This is a genomic window from Micromonospora sp. NPDC004704 (genome assembly GCF_053601675.1).
Genome location: NZ_JBSGCD010000031.1, coordinates 28,799 through 48,645 on the forward strand (window position 1 = coordinate 28,799; position 19,847 = coordinate 48,645).

The 19,847-nt window shown below is 71.2% G+C and carries 20 protein-coding genes; 18 read left to right on the top strand and 2 right to left on the bottom strand.

Annotation, left to right across the window (positions count from 1 at the left end):
• Window positions 1-256 precede the first annotated feature (256 nt).
• From ACWEFB_RS30040 to ACWEFB_RS30110, 15 genes are all read left to right on the top strand, one after another.
• On the top strand, window positions 257-1,219 hold the full coding sequence (locus tag ACWEFB_RS30040) for an ABC transporter substrate-binding protein (protein WP_452290831.1): 963 nt from the start codon (window positions 257-259) through the stop codon (window positions 1,217-1,219).
• The gene (locus tag ACWEFB_RS30045) at window positions 1,216-2,013 is read left to right on the top strand and encodes an ABC transporter permease (protein WP_452290833.1); all 798 of its coding nucleotides are present in this window, start codon (window positions 1,216-1,218) and stop codon (window positions 2,011-2,013) included. Before ACWEFB_RS30040 ends, ACWEFB_RS30045 begins: the two co-directional genes overlap by 4 nt.
• Window positions 2,010-2,804 carry an ABC transporter permease gene (locus ACWEFB_RS30050; RefSeq protein ID WP_452290835.1) on the top strand — a complete coding sequence of 265 codons (795 nt, stop codon included), beginning with the start codon at window positions 2,010-2,012 and terminating at the stop codon, window positions 2,802-2,804. The genes ACWEFB_RS30045 and ACWEFB_RS30050 overlap by 4 nt, the downstream gene beginning before the upstream one ends.
• Window positions 2,801-3,643, top strand: a complete 843-nt coding sequence (locus ACWEFB_RS30055; RefSeq protein WP_452290837.1) for an ABC transporter ATP-binding protein — start codon at window positions 2,801-2,803, stop codon at window positions 3,641-3,643. Before ACWEFB_RS30050 ends, ACWEFB_RS30055 begins: the two co-directional genes overlap by 4 nt.
• Window positions 3,640-5,247, top strand: coding sequence for a thiamine pyrophosphate-dependent enzyme (locus tag ACWEFB_RS30060; RefSeq protein ID WP_452290839.1), 1,608 nt, complete (start codon window positions 3,640-3,642; stop codon window positions 5,245-5,247). Before ACWEFB_RS30055 ends, ACWEFB_RS30060 begins: the two co-directional genes overlap by 4 nt.
• 52 nt (window positions 5,248-5,299) lie before the next feature.
• Window positions 5,300-6,763: a benzaldehyde dehydrogenase gene (locus tag ACWEFB_RS30065; protein WP_452290841.1), complete on the top strand. Its 1,464-nt coding sequence runs from the start codon at window positions 5,300-5,302 to the stop codon at window positions 6,761-6,763.
• Window positions 6,721-7,917, top strand: a complete 1,197-nt coding sequence (locus ACWEFB_RS30070; RefSeq protein ID WP_452290843.1) for a CynX/NimT family MFS transporter — start codon at window positions 6,721-6,723, stop codon at window positions 7,915-7,917. The genes ACWEFB_RS30065 and ACWEFB_RS30070 overlap by 43 nt, the downstream gene beginning before the upstream one ends.
• Before the next feature lie 21 nt (window positions 7,918-7,938).
• Window positions 7,939-9,111: a 4-hydroxybenzoate 3-monooxygenase gene (locus ACWEFB_RS30075; protein ID WP_452290845.1), complete on the top strand. Its 1,173-nt coding sequence runs from the start codon at window positions 7,939-7,941 to the stop codon at window positions 9,109-9,111.
• Between the two features lie 148 nt (window positions 9,112-9,259).
• Window positions 9,260-9,733, top strand: a complete 474-nt coding sequence (locus ACWEFB_RS30080; protein ID WP_452290847.1) for a hypothetical protein — start codon at window positions 9,260-9,262, stop codon at window positions 9,731-9,733.
• 132 nt (window positions 9,734-9,865) lie between these two features.
• Window positions 9,866-10,405, top strand: a complete 540-nt coding sequence (locus tag ACWEFB_RS30085) for a nucleotidyltransferase domain-containing protein (protein ID WP_452290849.1) — start codon at window positions 9,866-9,868, stop codon at window positions 10,403-10,405.
• Between the two features lie 71 nt (window positions 10,406-10,476).
• On the top strand, window positions 10,477-10,941 hold the full coding sequence (locus tag ACWEFB_RS30090; RefSeq protein WP_326558749.1) for a nuclear transport factor 2 family protein: 465 nt from the start codon (window positions 10,477-10,479) through the stop codon (window positions 10,939-10,941).
• Window positions 10,942-11,036: 95 nt separating this feature from the next.
• Complete coding sequence (locus ACWEFB_RS30095) at window positions 11,037-12,542, top strand: PQQ-dependent sugar dehydrogenase (protein WP_452290851.1); 1,506 nt, start codon at window positions 11,037-11,039, stop codon at window positions 12,540-12,542.
• Between the two features lie 197 nt (window positions 12,543-12,739).
• Window positions 12,740-13,411: a response regulator transcription factor gene (locus ACWEFB_RS30100; protein ID WP_452290853.1), complete on the top strand. Its 672-nt coding sequence runs from the start codon at window positions 12,740-12,742 to the stop codon at window positions 13,409-13,411.
• Window positions 13,411-14,694 carry a sensor histidine kinase gene (locus tag ACWEFB_RS30105; protein WP_452290855.1) on the top strand — a complete coding sequence of 428 codons (1,284 nt, stop codon included), beginning with the start codon at window positions 13,411-13,413 and terminating at the stop codon, window positions 14,692-14,694. Before ACWEFB_RS30100 ends, ACWEFB_RS30105 begins: the two co-directional genes overlap by 1 nt.
• A 151-nt stretch (window positions 14,695-14,845) precedes the next feature.
• Window positions 14,846-15,286: a DoxX family protein gene (locus ACWEFB_RS30110; protein WP_452290857.1), complete on the top strand. Its 441-nt coding sequence runs from the start codon at window positions 14,846-14,848 to the stop codon at window positions 15,284-15,286.
• Window positions 15,287-15,364: 78 nt separating this feature from the next.
• Here ACWEFB_RS30110 and ACWEFB_RS30115 read toward each other — a convergent pair whose 3' ends face one another.
• Together ACWEFB_RS30115 and ACWEFB_RS30120 are read right to left on the bottom strand one after the other, a co-directional pair.
• Complete coding sequence (locus ACWEFB_RS30115) at window positions 15,365-16,294, bottom strand: EamA family transporter (RefSeq protein WP_452290859.1); 930 nt, start codon at window positions 16,292-16,294, stop codon at window positions 15,365-15,367.
• Window positions 16,295-16,580: 286 nt separating this feature from the next.
• Window positions 16,581-16,871 (bottom strand): hypothetical protein, encoded by a 291-nt coding sequence (locus ACWEFB_RS30120; RefSeq protein ID WP_326558755.1) that lies wholly within the window; start codon window positions 16,869-16,871, stop codon window positions 16,581-16,583.
• Between the two features lie 322 nt (window positions 16,872-17,193).
• Here ACWEFB_RS30120 and ACWEFB_RS30125 point away from each other — a divergent pair, with 322 nt between their 5' ends.
• From ACWEFB_RS30125 to ACWEFB_RS30135, 3 genes are all read left to right on the top strand, one after another.
• Complete coding sequence (locus tag ACWEFB_RS30125; RefSeq protein ID WP_363590668.1) at window positions 17,194-17,433, top strand: DUF397 domain-containing protein; 240 nt, start codon at window positions 17,194-17,196, stop codon at window positions 17,431-17,433.
• Between the two features lie 210 nt (window positions 17,434-17,643).
• Complete coding sequence (locus tag ACWEFB_RS30130) at window positions 17,644-18,474, top strand: helix-turn-helix domain-containing protein (RefSeq protein WP_326563321.1); 831 nt, start codon at window positions 17,644-17,646, stop codon at window positions 18,472-18,474.
• A 19-nt stretch (window positions 18,475-18,493) separates the two neighbouring features.
• Window positions 18,494-19,768, top strand: coding sequence for an alanine racemase (locus tag ACWEFB_RS30135; protein ID WP_452290862.1), 1,275 nt, complete (start codon window positions 18,494-18,496; stop codon window positions 19,766-19,768).
• The last annotated feature ends 79 nt before the right edge of the window (window positions 19,769-19,847 follow it).

A 19,847-nucleotide genomic window follows, 5' to 3' on the forward strand; every position in this document is an offset into this window, starting at 1 on the left:
ACGTAGCGGCCGGCGAGGCGTTCCGTCAACGAGGTCGGGACCCTCCCCAAGGGACGCCGGAGCCGTTGCGGAAATGTTGCCGCCGCAGGTCGGGATGAGGCCTTGACGTGAGGCTCACCACATGCCAAGTTCTAAATGAGAACAGCCGTTCGCCTTGCGAACACCACCACCACCGCTTCCGAACACCCTCGAGGGCTTCCGGTCGAGGCCCGCCCCCTCTCGGTCCGTCCAGGACCACCGGACGCAGGAGCGACTCATGCGCCGTCTCATGGTCAGTGCCATCGCCGCCACCCTGATCCTCGGCGTGGCCGCCTGCGGCTCCACCGAGGACACCGGCGACGACGGCGGTTCCGCCGGACCGGACAGGGTCAAGGTCGGCGCGATCCCCATCGTCGACGTGGCACCGCTCTACCTGGGCAAGGAGAAGGGGTTCTTCCGCGACCAGGGGATCGAGCTGGAGGTGGTCAACACCACCGGGGGCGCCGCGGCCGTACCCGGCGTGGTCAGCGGCGAGTTCGACTTCGCCTTCGGCAACGTCGTCTCGCTCATCCTGGCCCGTTCCCAACGGCTGCCGCTGAAGGCGATCGCGGTCGGCAACTCGTCCACCGGCAAGGCCGACGCCGACTTCGGCGGCATCGTGGTCCCGCCGGGCAGTCCGATCCAGACCGCGGCCGACCTCGCCGGCCGTACCGTCGCGGTCAACAACCTCAAGAACGTCGGCGACACCACCGTGCGTGCCTCCATCCGCAAGGCGGGCGGCGACGCCACCAAGGTGAAGTTCGTCGAGCTGCCCTTCCCCGACATGCCGGCCGCGGTCGCCGCCAAGCGGGTCGACGCGGCGTGGATCGTCGAGCCGTTCTTCACCGTGGCCCGCAACCAGGGCGCCCGGGTGGTCGCCTCGAACTTCGTCGACACCGCGCCGAACATGACGGTGGCGGCGTACTTCACCAGCGAGAAGGTCGTCAAGGAGCGGGCGGACCTGACCCGCCGGTTCACGGCCGCGATCGAGACCTCGCTGAAGTACGCGCAGGAGCACCCGGACGAGGCCCGCAAGGTGCTGCTGAGCTACACCAAGATCGAGGCCGCGGTGACCGAGCAGATCACCCTGCCCGCCTGGCCCAGCGAGATCAACCGCGAGTCGGTGCAGGTCATGGCCGATCTGATGCTGACCGACGGGCTGATCAAGGAGAAGGTCGACATCTCGGAACTGCTCCCGTGAGTTCCGGATCGGGGCGCCGGGCCGGTGGCGGCACCACGCTGCTCGGCGTACTCGGGTTCGCGACCTTCCTGGCCGTCCTGGAGTTGGTGCCGCGCAGCGGGCTGGTCTCCCCCGACTACCTGCCGCCGCTGAGCCGGATCGCGGTCGCGCTGACCGACCTGCTCGGCGAACCGGATTTCTGGACCGCCGCCGGTGACACCGTCCGGGGCTGGTTCCTCGGTCTGGCCATCGCGGTCGCCCTCGGCATCGTGCTCGGCTTTGTCATCGGCACCGTGCCGGTGCTGCGCGAGTTCACCGCCTCGACGATCGAGTTCCTCCGGCCCATCCCGTCGGTCGCGCTGATCCCGCTGGCCGTCCTGCTCTTCGGCACCGACCTGCGCTCGGTGCTGCTGCTGGTCGTCTACGCCTCGTTCTGGCAGGTGCTGATCCAGGTGCTCTACGGCGTACAGGACGTCGACCCGGTCGCCCAGGACACCGCCCGTACGTTCGGTCTCGGCCGGTGGGCCCGGATCAGGTACGTCACCTGGCCGACCGCGCTGCCGTACCTGCTCACCGGGGTTCGGCTCGCTGCCGCGGTGGCGCTGATCCTGGCGATCACCGCCGAACTCATCATCGGCGCACCCGGCCTCGGCAACGCCATCGGTACCGCCCAGTCCGGCGGCGCGGTCGCCGAGATGTACGCCCTGGTCATCGTCACCGGACTGCTCGGGGTGGCGGTCAACGTGCTGGCCCGGCTGGTCGAGCGCTGGCTGCTCGCCTGGCACCCGTCGATCCGCAGCGAGGTAACAGCGTGAGTCTGGTTGTCCGGATGGTCAGGGGGGTGTTGGCGGTGCTCGCCCTGCCGGTGGCACTGCTGACACTCTGGTGGATCACCTCCGCCGACAGCACCACCTACTACCTGCCGCCGCTGTCGGAGATCCTGTCCATCTTCGACGACGTCTGGCTGCACTCCACCCGGCTCGCCGACGACGTACTGCCCAGTGTGCTGCGCCTGCTCACCGGTTTCCTCGTCGCGGTGGTGCTCGGCGTCGGGCTCGGCGTACTGATCGGCTCGTCCCGGGCGCTGCGCGCCTTCTGCGAACCGGTACTGGAGTTCCTGCGGGCGATCCCGCCGCCGGTCCTGATCCCGGTGCTGATGCTCTTCGCCGGCATCGGCGACTCGATGAAGGTGCTGGTGGTCGTCTCCGGCGCGGTCTGGCCGATCCTGCTCAACACGGTCGAGGGCGTCCGAGCGGTGGACGAGGTCCTCACCGAGACCTGCCGGTGCTACGGCATCCGCGGCCCGGCCCGACTCTGGCACCTGGTGATCCGCTCGGCCAGCCCGCAGATCGTCACGGGCATGCGCCAGGGCCTCTCGATCGGCATCATCCTCATGGTGATCAGCGAGATGTTCGCGGCCAGCAACGGGCTCGGCTTCACCATCATCCAGTTCCAGCGGTCGTTCGCGGTCACCGAGATGTGGACCGGCATCCTGCTGCTCGGCCTGCTCGGATACCTGCTCGCGCTGCTGATGCGGGTCTTCGAGCGGCGGGTCCTCCACTGGTACTTCGGGCTGCGTCAGGCGCAGCGAGGCGGGAGTCGATGAGCACCATGACCGAGACCCAGGCACAGGCACAGGCACAGGCCGACGGCGGTGTGCTGCTCGACGTACGCGGAATCCGCAAGGTGTACGACGGCCGTGGCCGGTCGGTCGAGGCCGTCCGTGACCTGACCTTCTCCGTCGGCCGGGGCGAACTGGTGTGCGTGGTCGGACCCTCCGGCGCGGGCAAGACCACCCTGCTCAAGTGCATCGCCGGACTGCTTCCGCCGACCGGCGGAGCGGTGGTCCTGGAGGGGAACACGGTGGCGGGTCCGCCGCCGGGCATGGCCGTGGTCTTCCAGGAGTACGGCCGCAGCCTGTTCCCGTGGATGACCGTACGGGACAACGTCGAACTGCCGCTGAAGCAGAAGAAGCTGCCCCGTGCCCGTCGTCGGGAACTCGTCGAGGAGGCGCTCGCCGCGGTCGGCCTCGCCGACGTGCACACGGCCCACCCGTGGCAGCTCTCCGGCGGGATGCAGCAGCGGGTGGCGATCGCCCGCGCGGTCGCGTACGAGCCGCACATCCTGCTGATGGACGAACCGTTCGCGGCGGTGGACGCGCAGACCCGGGCGGACCTGGAGGACCTGGTCCGGTCGCTGTGGCAGCGGCTCGGGGTGACGATCCTGTTCGTCACCCACGACATCGACGAGGCGGTCTACCTCGGACAGCGGGTGCTGGTCCTGTCCAGCTCACCGACCGTGGTGCTGGACGACGTGGCGATCGACCTGCCGGCCGAGCGCGACCAGCTCGGCACCCGCTCGTCGCCCCGCTTCGCCGAACTGCGGGCCCACGTCTTCGGGCAGATCCAGCGGGCGAAGGACGGCCGACCGGCCGACCCACGATGACCACGGTCCGCGACGCGACCTGGGCGGTGCTGCGCGAGTACGGGATGCGCCGGATCTTCGCCAACCCCGGTTCGACCGAGGTGGCGTTCCTCGCCGATCTCCCCGACGATCTCGAGTTCGTGCTCGCCCTGCACGAGGGCTCGGTGGTCGGCCTGGCGACCGGGCACGCGATCGCCACCGGGGCGCCGGCCTTCGTCAACCTGCACACCACCGCCGGGCTCGGCAACGCGGTCGGCGCGCTCGCCACCGCCCGGGTCAACCGGGCGCCGCTGGTGGTCGTGGTCGGTCAGCAGGACCGCCGGCATCTGGCCCTGGAGCCGTTCCTCGCCGGACAACTCGACCGGCTCGCCGGACCGTACCCGGTCTGGGTGGACCAACCGGTGCTGGCGCAGGACGTACCGGCGGCGGTCCGTCGGGCCTGGCACGAGGCCGGCCAGCACCGGGGACCGGCTCTGGTGGTGGTGCCGATGGACGACTGGTACGCCGACCTCGATCCGTCGCTGGGGCTGGCCGCCCCGACCGTCGTACGGCGATCGGGTTCGGCACCGGGTCCGGCCGCCGACGAGGTCGCCCGGCTGCTCGCCGACGCGTCCGCCCCGGTGCTCGTGGTCGGTGCCGGTGCGGACGACCGGGCGAGCTGGGACGCGCTGGTCGACTTGGCCGACCGGCTGGACGCCCCGGTGTGGCAGGAGGCGTTCGGTGCCCGTGCCGGTTTCCCGCAGGACCATCCCCGGTTCGCGGGGCACCTGCCGGCCGGGCGGTCCCGCCTGCGTGCGGTGCTCACCGGGCACGACGTCGCCGTGGTCGTCGGCACCGGCGCGTTCCGGCAGTACCCGTACGAACCGGGACCGTTGGTACCGGCCGGGATGCGGGTCGCGGTGGTTTCGGACGATCCGGCCGAGCTGCACCACAGCAGCGCCGACCTGGCCGTACTCGCCGACCCGGCGACGTTCTGCGCGGCCGTGGCCCGGCTGCTGCCGGACCGCCCGGTGGTGCCGGCGAGCGCACGACCGGGAGGCGGCGACCTGCTCGACGCGCCGAACGACGGGGAGCCGCTGCGGGCCGGGCACGTGTTCGCCGCGTTGGCCGCCCGGCTGCCGTCCGACGTGGTGCTGGTCGAGGAGACCCCGTCCACCCGCCCCCAACTGCACCGGATGTTGCCGGCCCGGCAACCCCGCGGTTTTGTCAGCGCGGCCATGGGCGGCCTCGGCTTCGGTCTGCCCGCCGCCGCCGGACTCCGCCTCGGCGACCCGAGCCGGCCGGTGGTGGCCGTGCTCGGCGACGGGTCGTCGCTCTACGCCATCCAGGGACTGTGGAGCGCGGCCCGGTACGGCTGCGGCGTGCTGTACGTGATCCTCTCCAACGGACGCTACGCGATCATGGACCGGCTGGCGGAGAAGCACGGCGGCAAGCCGCCCTGGCCGCCGTTCGACGAGATCGACGTGGCCGGACTGGCCCGCTCGTTGGGCTGCCCCGCTCGGCGGATCACCGCGTACGCCGACCTGCTCGCCGTACTCGACGAGGTGGTGCCGACGCTGGCCGACCGGACCGAACCGCTGCTGCTCGACGTACAGGTGGCGACCGAACCGCACTTCGAACCCTGAGCCCGTTCCGGCAGGCCCAGCCCAGCCTGCCACCCGCGAGAAGGAGGACCCGGTGACTCTGCTCGACCCCACCACCACCTGGCACGGCAAGGTCTTCAGCGACGGCTGGGGCAAGGCCGACGGCGGCGACGCCGCGGTCATCGAGCCGGCGACCGGGGCCGAACTCGGCCGTACCGGAATCGCCTCGCCGGACGACGTGAGCCGGGCCTGTGCCCGCGCGTCCGCCGCCCAACGCGCCTGGGCGGCAACCGGTTTCGAGGAACGCGCGGCGGTGCTGCGCCGGGCCGGACAGCTGTGGGAGCAGCACGCGGCCGAGGTCGGCGACTGGGTGGTCCGCGAGTCCGGGGCGATCCCGCCCAAGGCCGAGCTGGAGACACACATCGCGGCCCAGGAGTGCTACGAGGCCGCCGCCCTGCCGTCCCGCCCGCTCGGCGAGGTCATCCCATCCACCTCGCCCCGGCTGAGCCTCGCCCGCCGGGTCCCGGTCGGTGTGGTCGGGGTCATCGCGCCGTTCAACTTCCCGCTCATCCTGGCCATCCGCTCGGTCGCCCCGGCCCTGGCCCTGGGCAACGCGGTGGTGCTCAAACCGGATCCGCGTACGGCGGTCAGCGGTGGGGTGTCGATCGCCCGGGTGTTCGAGGAGGCCGGACTCCCCGACGGGTTGCTGCACGTGCTGCCCGGCGGGGCGCAGACCGGCGAGGCGCTGGTCGCCGACCCGCACGTACGGGTGATCAGCTTCACCGGCTCCACCGCCGCCGGTCGCGCCGTCGGCCAGGCCGCCGCCCGGCACCTCAAGCGCGCCCACCTCGAACTCGGCGGGAACTCGGCGGTGATCGTGCTCGACGACGCCGACCTGGACCTCGCGGTCTCCGCCGGTGCGTGGGGCTCGTTCCTGCACCAGGGGCAGATCTGCATGACCACCGGCCGGCACCTGGTGCACGAGAGCGTGGCGCAGCGGTACGTCACCGAGCTGGCCGAGCACGCCGACCGGCTGACGGTCGGTGACCCGGCCCGGGACCGGGTCGCCCTCGGCCCGATCATCGACGCGAACCAGCGGGACAAGGTACACAGCCTGGTGACGGAAAGTGTCCGGGAGGGAGCGACGCTGGCCGCCGGCGGCACGTACGACGGGCTGTTCTACCGCCCGACGGTGCTCGCCGGAGTCCACCCCGGCACGCCGGCGTTCGCCCGGGAGGTCTTCGGACCGGTCGCCCCGGTGATCAGCTTCGGTGACCTCGACGAGGCGGTCGCCCTCGCCACCGACACCGAGTACGGCCTCTCGCTCGGCATCCTCAGCCGCGACGTGATGAAGGCCCTCGACCTGGCCGAGCGGATCCCCAGCGGGATCGTGCACATCAACGACCAGACCGTCGGTGACGAGGCGGTGGCCCCGTTCGGTGGCGTCGGGTCGTCCGGCACCGGGGCCCGGTTCGGTGGTGCGGCGGCGAACGTGGACGCGTTCACCGAGACCCAGTGGGTCACGCTGCAGGGTGCCATCACCCGGTACCCGTTCTGAGCCGCCGGGTCGCGCCGTGGCTGACGCTGCTCGGCGTACTCCTGCTGGCCCTCAACCTGCGGGCGGCGATCGCCGGCCTGTCCCCGCTGCTGCCCGACGTCCAGGCCGACCTGGACCTGGCGCGGGCGACGGCGGGGCTGCTGACCACGCTGCCGGTGCTCTGCTTCGGCCTGCTGTCCTCGCCGGCGGCGCTGCTCGGACGCCGCATCGGGGTGGAACCGGCGCTGCTGGCGGCCCTGGTCGGCGTCGTCGCCGGCAGCGTGCTGCGCGTATTCCCGGGAGTCCCCGCGATGATCGCCGGTACGGCCCTGATCGGTGCCGGGATCACCATCGGCAACGTGCTGCTGCCCAGCGTGGTGAAGCAGGACTTCCCGCACCGGCAGGGCCTGCTGACCGGGCTGACCACGGCCGCGATGACCGGCGGGGCGGCGCTCGCGGCGGCGGTGACCGTCCCACTGGCACACTCGACCGGGCTGGGCTGGCGCGTGGCGTTGCTCGCCGTCGCCGCCCCGGCCGTGGTCGCCGCCCTGGTCTGGCTGCCGCAACTGCGTCATCGGCACGCCGCCCCGACGGTCAGCGTCGGCGCCGCCACGGTCCGGCGGGCACCGCTGACCTGGCAACTCGCCGCGTTCATGGCGATGCAGGCGCTGACCTACTACGGCGTGCTCGCCTGGCTGCCGGCGCTGCTGCGCGACCACGGGGTGTCGGTCGCCGGTGCCGGTTGGGGACTGGCGCTGTTCAACGTGCTCGGTGTCGGGACCGCGGTGCTCGCCCCGATGCTCGCCGTACGTCGGCCGGACCAACGCGCCCTGACGGTGGTCGTCTGCGCCGGCTGGGCGCTCGGACTAGCCGGGCTGCTGGTGGCACCGGGGGCGTACCCGGTGTGGTGCGCGATCGCCGGCCTCGCCCAGGGCGCCGGGATCGGCCTCGCGCTGACCCTGATCGTGCTGCGGGCGCGCACCCCCGAATCCGCCCGCGACCTGTCCGGCACCGTGCAGTCGGTCGGCTACCTCGTCGGGTCGACCGGACCGCTGCTGATGGGGTTGCTCCGGGACGCCTCCGGCGGCTGGACCCTGCCACTGCTCACCCTGCTGGTCGCGGTGGCGGTGATGACGTTCGCGGGTGCGGGCGCGGCCCGGGACCGACAAGTCTGAGCGAGGGACAGGGAGAAACCGATGCGTACCCAGGTTGGGATCGTGGGGGCCGGACCCGCCGGACTGATGCTGTCGCACCTGCTGCACCTGCGCGGGATCGACTCGGTGGTGATCGAACACCGCAGCCGAGACTACGTCGAACGCCGGGTCCGGGCCGGCGTACTGGAGCAGGGCTCGGTCGACCTGCTGCGCGACACCGGACTCGGTGACCGGTTGGCCCGGGAGGGAAGCCGGCACGAGGGGATAGAGCTGCGTTTCGCCGGGGAGGCGTACCGGGTGCCGATGACCGAACTGATCGGCCGGGCGATCACCGTGTACGGGCAGCAGGAGGTGGTCAAGGACCTGATCAGTGCCCGGATCGCAGCGGGTGGACGGATCGTGTTCGAGGTCGACGACGTCAGCCTGCACGGGCTCGACTCGTCGACACCGGTGATCCGGTTCCGGCAGGGCGGTCATGACGTGGAGTTGCACTGCGACTTCGTCGCCGGCTGCGACGGGTCGCACGGGATCAGCCGTGGCTCGGTCCCGGACGGGGTGCTCACCTCGTACGAGCGGGCCTACCCGTTCGCCTGGCTCGGCGTACTCGCCGCCGCCGCGCCGGCGGTCGACGAACTGGTGTACGCCAACCACGAGCGGGGATTCGCCCTGTACAGCCTCCGTTCCCCCGAGGTGTCCCGGCTCTACCTCCAGGTCGATCCGGACGAGCGGTTGGACCAGTGGCCCGACGAGCGAATCTGGGCGGAGCTGCGTACCCGGCTGGAGACGGTGCCGGGCTGGTCGGTGAACGCCGGACCGATCCTGGAGAAGAGCCTCACCCCGATGCGCAGCCTGGTGGTCGAGCCGATGCAGTGGGAGCGGCTGTTCCTCGCCGGGGACGCGGTGCACATCGTGCCGCCGACCGGCGCGAAGGGGATGAACCTGGCTCTCGCCGACGTGGCGCTGCTCGGGGACGCGTTCGCCGCCTGGTACGCGAACGGCCGCGACGACCTGCTGCGCGACTACTCCCGTACCGCCCTGCGCCGGGTCTGGCGGGCACAGCACTTCTCCTGGTGGATGACCTCGATGCTGCACCGGCTGGACAGCCACGACCCGTACGAGGTGCAACTCCAACTGTCCACCCTGCGCTACGTCGCCACCTCCAGGGCGTACGCGACCAGCCTCGCCGAGAACTACGTCGGCCTGCCCGAGGTGTGACCGGCCGCCGCGGGGGCTCCCGGCGGAGTCTCCACCACGATCGGCGGTTGATAACACGACACGGGCAGAAAAAGGCACGCCAACTAGGCCACACTGAACGCCATGAATGTGCCTCGTCCACATCCACATTCGTCGCGGAGGTGGCGCCATGGGTGAATCCGAGAACGCACTCGACGAACTCCGCACCGAACTCGCGGTCGGCGTACGGGCATATCTCGCCATGACCGACCGCGGCTCGCCGGCCGGACAGGAACGACTGCAACGGATCTGCGCCCAACTCGAATGGTTTCTCAACGGCCTGCTGCGGGACCACCCCGGCTGGACCCGCCACCGGTACGTCGACGGTCTGCTCCCCGAGTCCGTCGTGGTCACCTCCCCGCTCGGGCTGGAGATCCGGGCCATGATGATCTGGGGCAAGGGACGCAGCCAGTGGGCCGAGCCGTTCCTCGGCGCCCTGGCCGTGTCGCCCACGGTGGACCGGATCGAGTCGTACGAGTTCCGCTTCGGCGACGCCGGTCAGGGGCTCGGCAAGGTGCCGTTCCGGCCCCGCCGGCACCGGCCGGCCGACCCGGCGCGATGGCTGTTCACGCTGGCCGACGAGGCCGGCGCGGGCGGGCAGTAGTTGGACCGGCGCCGCCATCCGGCGCGCTATCGTTTCCGGGCGGTGGCCGGCTCGGCGTACCGCCGCTGCCCCCATACCGGCGGTGCTGGGCGGACAGCGGCCGACCGGCCGGGACTAGGGACACGAACCCCGTTGGGCGAACCGGACCGGGACGACCTCTCCGAGCGGCAACTGCTGGCGATCGCCGAGCTGCTGGCCGTGGCCGAGCGGGAGCGGATCGAGGTCTGGCTGCGCGGCGGCTGGGCGATGGACTTCCTCCTCGGGTCACGGACCCGCGCGCATGTGGACGTCGACTGGTTCTGCTGGGCTGCGGACGCCGACAGGTTGACCGACGCCCTGGCCGTGCTCGGCTTCCGCCCGACCGGCGACGCACCCCGGGACCAGCAGCGTGACCTGGTCCGGGGCGACGTCGAACTGGGCATCGCCCTGCTCGACCGGGACGGTGCCGGTCGGGTGGTGGTGGCCGGCGGGCCCTATGCCCGTGAGCCGTGGCCTGCGGGCATGCTCGACGCGGCACCGGGCCGGCTCGCCGGTCTGACCTGTCCGGTCATCGCGGCGGCGGCCCAGATCGAGATCAAGCGGATGATGCCGGTGTGGGTACCCGGCTTGGCCCGCCGGGACAAGGACCGTACCGATATCCTCTTGCTCCGCACGGCTCTCCCACCGGACTGACCGGCAGCACCCGCGCCGATCCGCGCGCACCGTAGACGCCGACCGGCGTCCTCACCCATCACGAGGTATCCGTGGAACATCCGAACGTCGCCCTGCTCACCCGGTTCTACGCCGCCCTGGCCGCGGGTGACGGCGCCACCATGGGAGCCAGCTACTCCGACCGGGCCCGGTTCTCCGATCCACTCTTCCCCGATCTTGACGCCCGGGAGGTGCGGGGCATGTGGTTGATGCTCACCGCGCGGGCCCGGGCCGGGGTCGAGGTCTCGGAGATCGTCGCGGACGACAGCGGCGGCTCGGCGCACTGGATCGCCACGTACCCGTTCGGCGGCCGGACCGTGCGCAACGACGTACGCGCCCGGTTCACCTTCGCCGACGGCCTGATCCTGACCCACCGCGACGAGTTCGACGTACGGCGGTGGGCGGCGCAGGCCCTGGGCCTCAAGGGACGGCTGCTGGCGCTCACCCCTGCCGGCCGGCGGGTGCTGCGGCAGACCGGTCGGCAGCGGCTGGACGGGTTCCTGGCTGCCCGGGACTGAACCATCCGCGACGATGGGCACGCTCCCACGCATCCGTGTTACATTGACAGCCATCACTGAATTGATGGTTGTCGTCGTAATTCGGGAGGGTGGAGATGAGAGGTCGCCTCGTTGTCGGGTTGGCCACCGCATTCGGCGTCGGCATCGCCGGGCTGGTCGCCGTGACCGCACCGGCAGCCGGCGGAGCCGGGGTCGCCGCGATCGGAGACTTCGACTTCAGCCGGCCCCAGGTGGTCGCCACCAACCTCCAGACACCATGGGGGATGGCCTTCCTGCCCGACGGAAGCGCGCTGGTCGCCGAGCGCAACAGCGCCCGCGTACTCCAGGTGCGCCCCGGGCAGACGCCCCAGCAGGTGGCCCTGATCTCCGGGGTCTCGGCGGGCGGTGAAGCGGGGCTGCTCGGGCTCGCCGTGTCGCCGACCTACGGCCAGGACGGGTACGTGTACGCGTACTTCACCTCCGCCAGCGACAACCGGATCGTCCGCTTCCGGCTCACCGCGCCACAGACCCAGCAACCGATCCTCACCGGGCTGGCCCGGGCGACCGTGCATGACGGCGGACGGATCGGGTTCGGTCCGGACGGGATGCTCTACGCCGGGGTCGGTGACGCCAACCAGACCGCCAGTGCGCAGGACCCGCAGAGCCGCAACGGCAAGATCCTGCGGATGCGGCCGGACGGGACCGTACCGCCGGACAACCCGACCGCCGGGTCGCTGGTCTACAGCCTCGGTCACCGCAACGTCCAGGGTCTGGCCTGGGACGCGCAGGGCCGGCTCTATGCCAGCGAGTTCGGGCAGAACACCTGGGACGAGGTCAACTACATCGTGCCCGGCGGAAACTACGGCTGGCCCACGGTGGAGGGCCGGGCGAACGACCCGCGCTTCCGCGATCCGATCGTCACCTGGACCACGGCCGAGGCCTCACCCAGCGGTGCCGCGATCGCTGGCAACCGGCTCTTCGTCGCCGCTCTGCGCGGTACCCGGCTGTGGACCGTACCGCTGACCGGCAACGGCGGCGCCGGCACCCCGGTCGCCCAGCTCACCGGTGCGTACGGCCGGCTGCGCACGGTGGTCTACGCCCCCGACGGCTCGCTCTGGGTGAGCACCAGCAACCGCGACGGGCGGGGTACGCCGGCCGCGACCGACGACCGGATCCTGCGCTTCCCGCCGCTCGATGGCACTCCTCCGCCCACCACCGCTCCCCCGACCACACCACCCACCACCGTCCCGCCGACGACGGCTCCACCCACGACGGCGCCACCGACGACACCGCCACCGACCGGTCTCGGCTCCTGCACCATCGGCTGGCAGACCAACCAGTGGGCCAACGGATTCACCGCGAACCTGACCATCACCAACCGTGGCCCCGCCGTGAACGGCTGGACCCTGACCTGGGCGTTCGCCGGCACCCAGCAGGTCACCGGCGGGTGGAACTCGGTGATCACCCAGACCGGCCAGAACGTCAGCGCCCGCAACGCCGCCTGGAACGGCACCATCGCCACCAACGCGAGCACCACCTTCGGCTTCCAGGCGAACCACTCCGGCAACACTCCGCGACCGGTCGAGTTCCGCCTGAACGGGACCCTCTGCGGCACCGGCTGATCCGTCGTGCCGACTGATCCGTCGTGCCGGCCGGTCCAACGCCGGCACGACGGGCAGCCGTATCCCGACGCACGCACACCGGCACACGAACCGAGAATCGGCCATTCCTGCACGCATGTCGGCCCGGTCCGGTTCGAATGATTCGAGAGACAACTATCACTGCTTTCATCGGGCTAGACCTATGCGATTGTTGACGAATGCGCGGCGGAAGATCAAACCGGCTGCTGCTGGTCGAGGATGACGCGGACCTCACGGAATTGCTCACCGAGACGCTGAGCGACGAGGGGTATGTCGTCGACCGCGCACCCGACGGTCAGCGTGGCCTGCATCTCGGACTGACCCGGCCGTACGACGTGATGGTCATCGACCGCCTGCTACCCGCACTCGACGGGCTCGACCTGGTGGCCCGGCTCCGCTCACGGGCGGTCCCGGCGAGGACGCTGATGCTCACCGCGCTCGGTACGGTCGACGACCGGATCGCCGGGCTGGACGCGGGCGCCGACGACTACCTGGTCAAACCCTTCGACCTGGACGAGCTGAGTGCCCGGCTGCGGGCGCTGTGCCGGCGCACGTCCGACTCCACCGAGGTGCTGCGGATCGGTTCCGGGCTGCTCGACCTGGCACCGCGTGACGTCCTGCTGGCCGACGGCACCCGGGTGGCGCTGTCCTCCCGTGAGTTCGAGCTGCTGCGTGTGCTGGCGGCCCGGCCCAACGCCGTGCACCCCCGGAGCGAACTGCGCCGCCGGGTCTTCGACGAGGCCGCTGCCGCATCGATCGTGGACACCTACGTCTACTACCTCCGACGCAAGCTCGGCCGCACGGTGATCCGGACGGTGCACGGGTTCGGCTACCGGCTCGGCGCTCTCTGATGGAGTCGGCCGAGCGGATGATCGTCCGGCGGGCCCGGCTACGGATCGGCCTGCTGGTCGGCCTGTCCATCGGCGCGCTGCTGTTGCTGGGCGCAGGCATCTCGTACGCGGCCCTGGTCCAGAGCCAGGAGGCCCAGATCCAGCGTGAGCTCGAGTGGGGCACGACGTACGGCACGATCGCCGGCCCACCCGCCTGCAGTTGGATCTTCCGGTACGACGGCAGCACGGTGGACACCGGCACCAATCCCCCGCCCCCCGGCTTCCCGCTGCACGAGGCGCTGGACACCGTGGCCGCTAACGGGGCCACCGAGATCACCACCATCACCCGCAACGACACGGTCTACCACGTGCGTACGGAGGTCCGGGGCGACGCGGTGGTGCAGGCGGTGTTCGACGCGCGTTTCCAGCTCTCCGACCGGCGGCACCTGCTGCTCGCGTTCAGCCTCGCGGCGGCCGTCGGGCTGCTCGCCGCCGTGCTGACCGGTGTGCTCGTCGGCCGCCGGGCCGTGGCACCGCTCGCGGAGGCGCTCACCCGTCAACGCCGCTTCGTCGCGGACGCCAGCCACGAACTGCGTACCCCGATCGCCCAGGTGCACACCCGTGCCCAGTTGCTGGCCCAGCGGGCGCGTACCGGCGGAACGTCCACCGACCTGCACGACCTCGAACGGCTGGTCGGCACCACCCGGCGACTCGGCGAGATCGTGGACGACCTGCTCCTCTCGGCCCAACTCGCCGCGGCTCCCAGCGGCCGGCGACCGAACCCGCCGGTCGACCTCACCACGCTGGTCGCGGCGGCGGTCGCCGCGGAGACCGAACGCGCCGCCGAGCGCCAGGTCACGGTCACGGTCGAGACGCCCGACGGCCCACTGCCCGTACCGGGGGTCGAGTCGGCGCTGCGCCGGGTCGTCGGCGAGTTGCTCGCGAACGCGCTGATCCACACTCCCGCCGGTGGCCGGATCCGCCTGACGCTTCAGGCCGGCGACGGTTACGCCGAGATCGTGGTCGCGGACACCGGCGAGGGCTTCGACCAGGCGGACGCGCGGCGGATCTTCGACCGGTTCCATCGCGGGGCGGGTTCCGGCGACCACCGCTTCGGCCTCGGGCTGGCCCTGCTGCGGGAGGTCGTCACCAGCCACCACGGCACGATCGAGGCCGAGGGCTATCCCGGCCGGGGCGCGACATTCACGGTGCGGCTTCCCACGAGACGGTTCCCCGCGTCAGCACAGGGACAGCTTCGGGGCGTCCGGCGGCTCTTTGTGCGGCAACTCGGCGCCGACACGTAGCGGTTCGGCCCGTTCGTCAACGTGCCCGCGCAAAGTCACCCGGTGCGGCTGTCGAATGCCCACCGATGGTCTTCGCCATCGACGGTTTTGAAATCAATCTGAAAAACGACCTGTACAAAACTCCTATCCGCTGATCCGCGAGGAGGTCATTGTGCATTCCCTTCGTCTACCCGACCTGGTCACGTCCCTCTACCGGATAGTGGTCGGCCTGCTCTTCACCCTGCATGGCGCGTCGTCGCTGTTCGGCGTCTTCGGCGGCAGCCGTGGATCGGGTGACGCCATCCCGTTCGGCACCTGGCCCGGATGGTGGGCCGCGCTCATCCAACTGGTCGGAGGGCTGCTGGTGCTGGTCGGACTCGGTACCCGCCCAGCCGCCGTACTCTGCTCCGGCTCCATGGCGTACGCCTATTTCGTGGTCCACCAGCCGGACGACCTGCTGCCGCTGAACAACGGCGGCGAGTTGTCCGCGCTGTTCTGCTGGTCGTTCCTGCTGATCGCCGTGCTCGGGCCGGGACCGTGGTCGCTGGACCGCGGGCTGTCCGCCCTGCAGCGATCCCGTCGGTCGGAGCCGCAACCCGCGTCGGTGGCCTGACCCGGGGGGACGGGCTCCGGTCGACCTCGTCGGCCGGCGGGCACCCCGGAGATCCCCGGATGTGCCCGCCGGCCCCGGTCAGCTCGGTTCGGACCGGCCGGACGCGCTCCCGGCGAGCACCACCGCCAGCGCGAGCAGGACCGCCCCGGCGACGCCGGGCGCGCCGAGCCGGTCATGCAGCAGAATCGCCGCCAGCAGGGCACCGGTCAACGGCTCCAGCAGCGCCACCACCACCGCCGTGCTGGCGCCCACGGTACGCAGGCCACGGAAGTAGAACGTGTACGCCAGCGCGGTCGGTGCGGCTCCCAGGGCGACGAGCAGCCCCACGGTGAGCAGACTCGGCTGGAAACCCAACCCGACCGTGGAGACGGCGAGCGGTGCCAGGAGCAGTCCGCCGACACCGAATCCGAGCCCGACCGCGGCCTGCTCGTCCAAGCCGGCGACCGGCCTGGCGCCGAGTCGGGTGACGGTGGCGAAGCCTCCGGCGGAGAGGAGTGCCAGCCCCGCGCTGGCCAGTACGGCACTCGGTGCGTACCCGCCGGCGGGCAGGCCCACCAGCAGGCCCAGGCCGACGACGGCCAGGCAGACCGCGCCGATCATCCGCCGGCTCGCCCGACGCCGGGTGGTCGCCCAGTCGGCGGCCAGCACCAGCACCGGCGAGGTGCCGATGGTGACCAGGGTGGCCAGTGAGACCGAGGTCAGCGCCACCGCGCCGAAGTAACAGGCTTGGTAGAGGGCGAAGAGCATGCCCAGCACAACAATGCGGGACCAGGCCGGCCGACTGCGCGGCAACGGCCGACCGGACAACAGGAGCACGAGGACGAGCAGCACACCGCCCACCGCGAGGCGGTAGGTGGCGACCGCCACCGGGGACAGACCCGCGTGCCGACCCAACAGGCTGCCGAGCAGCCCGCCGGTTCCCCAGAGCACTCCGGCCAGGGCGAGATAGGACAGACCGACGCCGGTACGGTGGCGGGCAGCCACCATCGGCGTTGACGAGACAAGCATGGGAAGACGCTCCTGCGACGAGAAGGAATTGGTCGCGGAAGCGGGGCACGACGAACCGGCCCGGGTACGGGCGACGTCAGCTCAGACGGCGTGACGTGGGAAGCGCACTGCCCCGCTCAGGAGCGGGGCGGCGGGGTGATCGGGAAGCGTCGGTGCACGGCGCCACTGTAACCGCAACCGCGCGCGGCGCGAATCCAACAAACCGCGCGCGGTCCGGTTGCCGGGCCGCGGATCACGTTCGACGGCATCGGGCGCCGCGTCGTCGGGGCGCCCGAGCCGGAACGGATCAGCGCAGTTCGGCCACGTCGAGGCGGCGCTGCATGCCACTCACCGCGTCGAGCGGGTCGAGGTCGGCGCGCGGCAGCACGTACCGGGCGGTCAGGGTGTCCACACCGGTGCCCCGAGCGCCGCTGGGCCGGTAGGTGACCGTGGCGGCGCCCGCCGAGGCAACCTCGACCACACCGGCGCGCCAGGTGCCGGAACGGAAGATCCAGACCGGGTCTGTCGGTTGGTAACTGTCGGTGGGTACCACGTCATGCGGGTCACGCTGGTTCGGGTCGATGGTCGGTGCGGCCATCTCTACCTAGCCTCCTGTCGTTGCGTGGCTTGTCGGGTGGTCAGCGCACGTGCGGGCTCGGTTGGCGGTAACCCCGAGCAGTTGTTTCGTCACGGGCCGACCCACCCTCCAATTACTAACCGTGAGTAACCGGGCACACCTACACAAGCGCTATCATGCTCGCTGTGCGATGCAGACGCAAGAGCAGATGCACGTGCAGATGACCATGCAGAGTGGTCGGGAGAAGGAGCGGTACCGCGCCGCCCGCCTCCGCCCGGGAACAGGATCCCGGGCTGCGACCTGACCGACACCCGGCCTGTCCTGGCCGTTGAGAGAGACTTCGATGAATCAGCCATACAACGGGATCCCCGTCACCGAGCTACCGCCCATCGCCTGGCGGAAGAGCCGCCGCAGCAATCCCAGCGGGAACTGCGTCGAGCTCGCGGAGCTACCCGGTGGTGCGGGAATTGCGGTCCGTAACTCCCGGGACCCGAACGGTCCGGCCCTGATCTACACCCCGGCCGAGATCACCGCCTTCATCCTCGGGGCGCGCGACGGCGACTTCGACCACCTGATCGGATGATCGCCCGGACCCGGTGAGAATCGGGCTCTGCCGAGGGTGGGAGACCCGCTGATATTCGAGCCCTCCCGTTGATCCCGTACAGCACGCGGTCATGGCATGCTTACGCCGCAGTAAAGCCGGCCGTCCTGGCCGCGCGCAGTATCGGGAGGTAGGTGCATGACGACTACACGGCCCGACGGCGAGACCGCCACCGGTCCCACCGTGTTGCGCATGCTGCTCGGCGCACAGTTGCGCCGGCTCCGCGAGGCGAACGGGGTCACCCGGGAGGCCGCGGGCTGGGAGATCCGGGCCTCCGAGTCGAAAATCAGCCGGATGGAGCTGGGCCGGGTCGGCTTCAAGGAACGTGATGTCGCGGACCTGCTGACCCTCTACGGCGTACATGACGACGGTGAACGCGCGGTGCTGCTCGGGCTCGCCCGCGATGCCAACGAGCCCGGCTGGTGGCACCGGTACGGCGACATCCTCCCCCAGTGGTTCCAGTCCTATCTCGGGCTGGAGGCGGCGTCGTCGCTGATCCGTACCTACGAGGTGCAGTTCATCCCCGGCCTGTTGCAGAGCCGCGACTACGCCCGTGCGGTTGTCCTGCTCGGCCATCGGGCGGCCGCGAGCGAGGAGGTCGAGCGCCGGGTCAATCTGCGGATGGCCCGGCAGCAACTGCTCACCCGCCCAGACGCGCCGCAGCTCTGGGCGGTCGTGGACGAGGCCGCGCTGCGCCGGCCCATCGGTGGCCCCGAGGTGATGTGGGGCCAGATCAACGCGTTGATCGAGGCCACCAAACTGCCGAACGTCAGGCTCCAGGTGATGCCGTTCGCGTCCGGTGGGCACGCCGCCGCGGGCGGGGCGTTCAGCATCCTGCGTTTCCCCGACCGGGACCTGCCCGACGTGGTCTACATCGAACAGCTCACCAGCGCGCTCTACCTGGACAAGCGGGACGACGTCGACCACTACGCCGCGGCGATGGAGCGGGTCTGTGTGGAGGCCGAACCACCGGCCCGTACGCCGGACATCCTGGCCCGTATCCTGGCCGACCTCGACCGCTGAGCGACAACGAGCTGACGCGTTGGATCTGCCCCCCTCCGCCGCCGGACGACCGGCACTCACCGCCGCGGACCTGCCCCCGGCCATCCGCGACCACCTGCTGTCCCGTACGGGCGCGAGCGAGCCGGTCAGCGGCTATCTGTACGACCCGGCGGTGGCGATCCGTCGCGCCACCGAACTGCGGACGGCACTGCCCGACTGGGCCCGGATCTGCTACGCGGTGAAGGCCAACTCCTATCCCCCGCTGGTGCACGCGCTCGCCCCGTACGTCGACGGTTTCGAGGTCGCCTCCGCCGCCGAGGCGACCCTGGCCCGACACGTGCAGGCGACGCTGGACGGACAGGTGTCCTCGACCGGTTCGTTGGCGCGCGGTGACGGCGGGCTGATGGTCGCCGCCGGGCCGGCCAAGACCGAACGGCTGCTGCACCGGCTGGTCGACCTCGACGTCGACCTGGTCAACGTGGAGAGCGCGCTCGAACTGCACCGCCTACAGGTGGTGGCCGATCGGCTGGACCGCCGGGTGGACGTCGCCCTGCGGGTCAACCCGGCGACGGTGTCGGTCAGCGGCGCACTGACCATGGGCGGCTCGGCCACCCAGTTCGGCATTCCCGAGGCAGAGGTGCCGGACGTGTTGCGGCTGGCCGCGACCCTGCCCCGGCTGCGGGTGGTCGGCTTCCACGTACACGTGGTGGGCAACAACCTCGACGCCGCCGCGCATGCCGCGTACGTGGCCTGGTGCCTGGACTGGAGCCGGCGTACCGCCGAGGCGTACGGGTTGGACCTGCGTTTCGTGGACGTCGGCGGTGGGCTCGGGGTGCCGTTCGGTGGCGAGCAGCCGTTCGACGTCAAGGAGTTCGGCAGCCTGCTCGCGGATCTCGCACCGCCGCCGGACTGTCGGGTGCTCTTCGAACCGGGGCGCTACCTGGTCACCGACGCCGGCTGGTACGCCGCAGAGGTGGTCGACGTGAAGCAGGCGTACGGCACCTGGTTCGTGGTGTTACGCGGGGGTATCAACCACTTCCAGTTGCCGACCTCGTGGGACATCCCGCACCGGTTCGTGGTCCTGCCGGTGGCCGACTGGCCGCATCCGTACCCCCGCCCCGAGGTACGCGAACAACCGGTCACCGTGGTCGGCGAACTCTGCACCACCGAGGACACCCTGGCCCGGGACGTGACGGTCACGGCCGTCCGTGCCGGCGACCTGATCGTCTTCCCCATGGCCGGCTCCTACGGCTGGGAGTTCGCCATGCCCTCCTTCCTCTCCCACCCCCCAGCCACCCGCACCCTCCTCCCCTGACCCGCACCCCGACTCTCCATGTTGATCATGAAGTTAGCGCAATTTTCGAGCCCGATTTCCGCGCTAACTTCATGGTCAA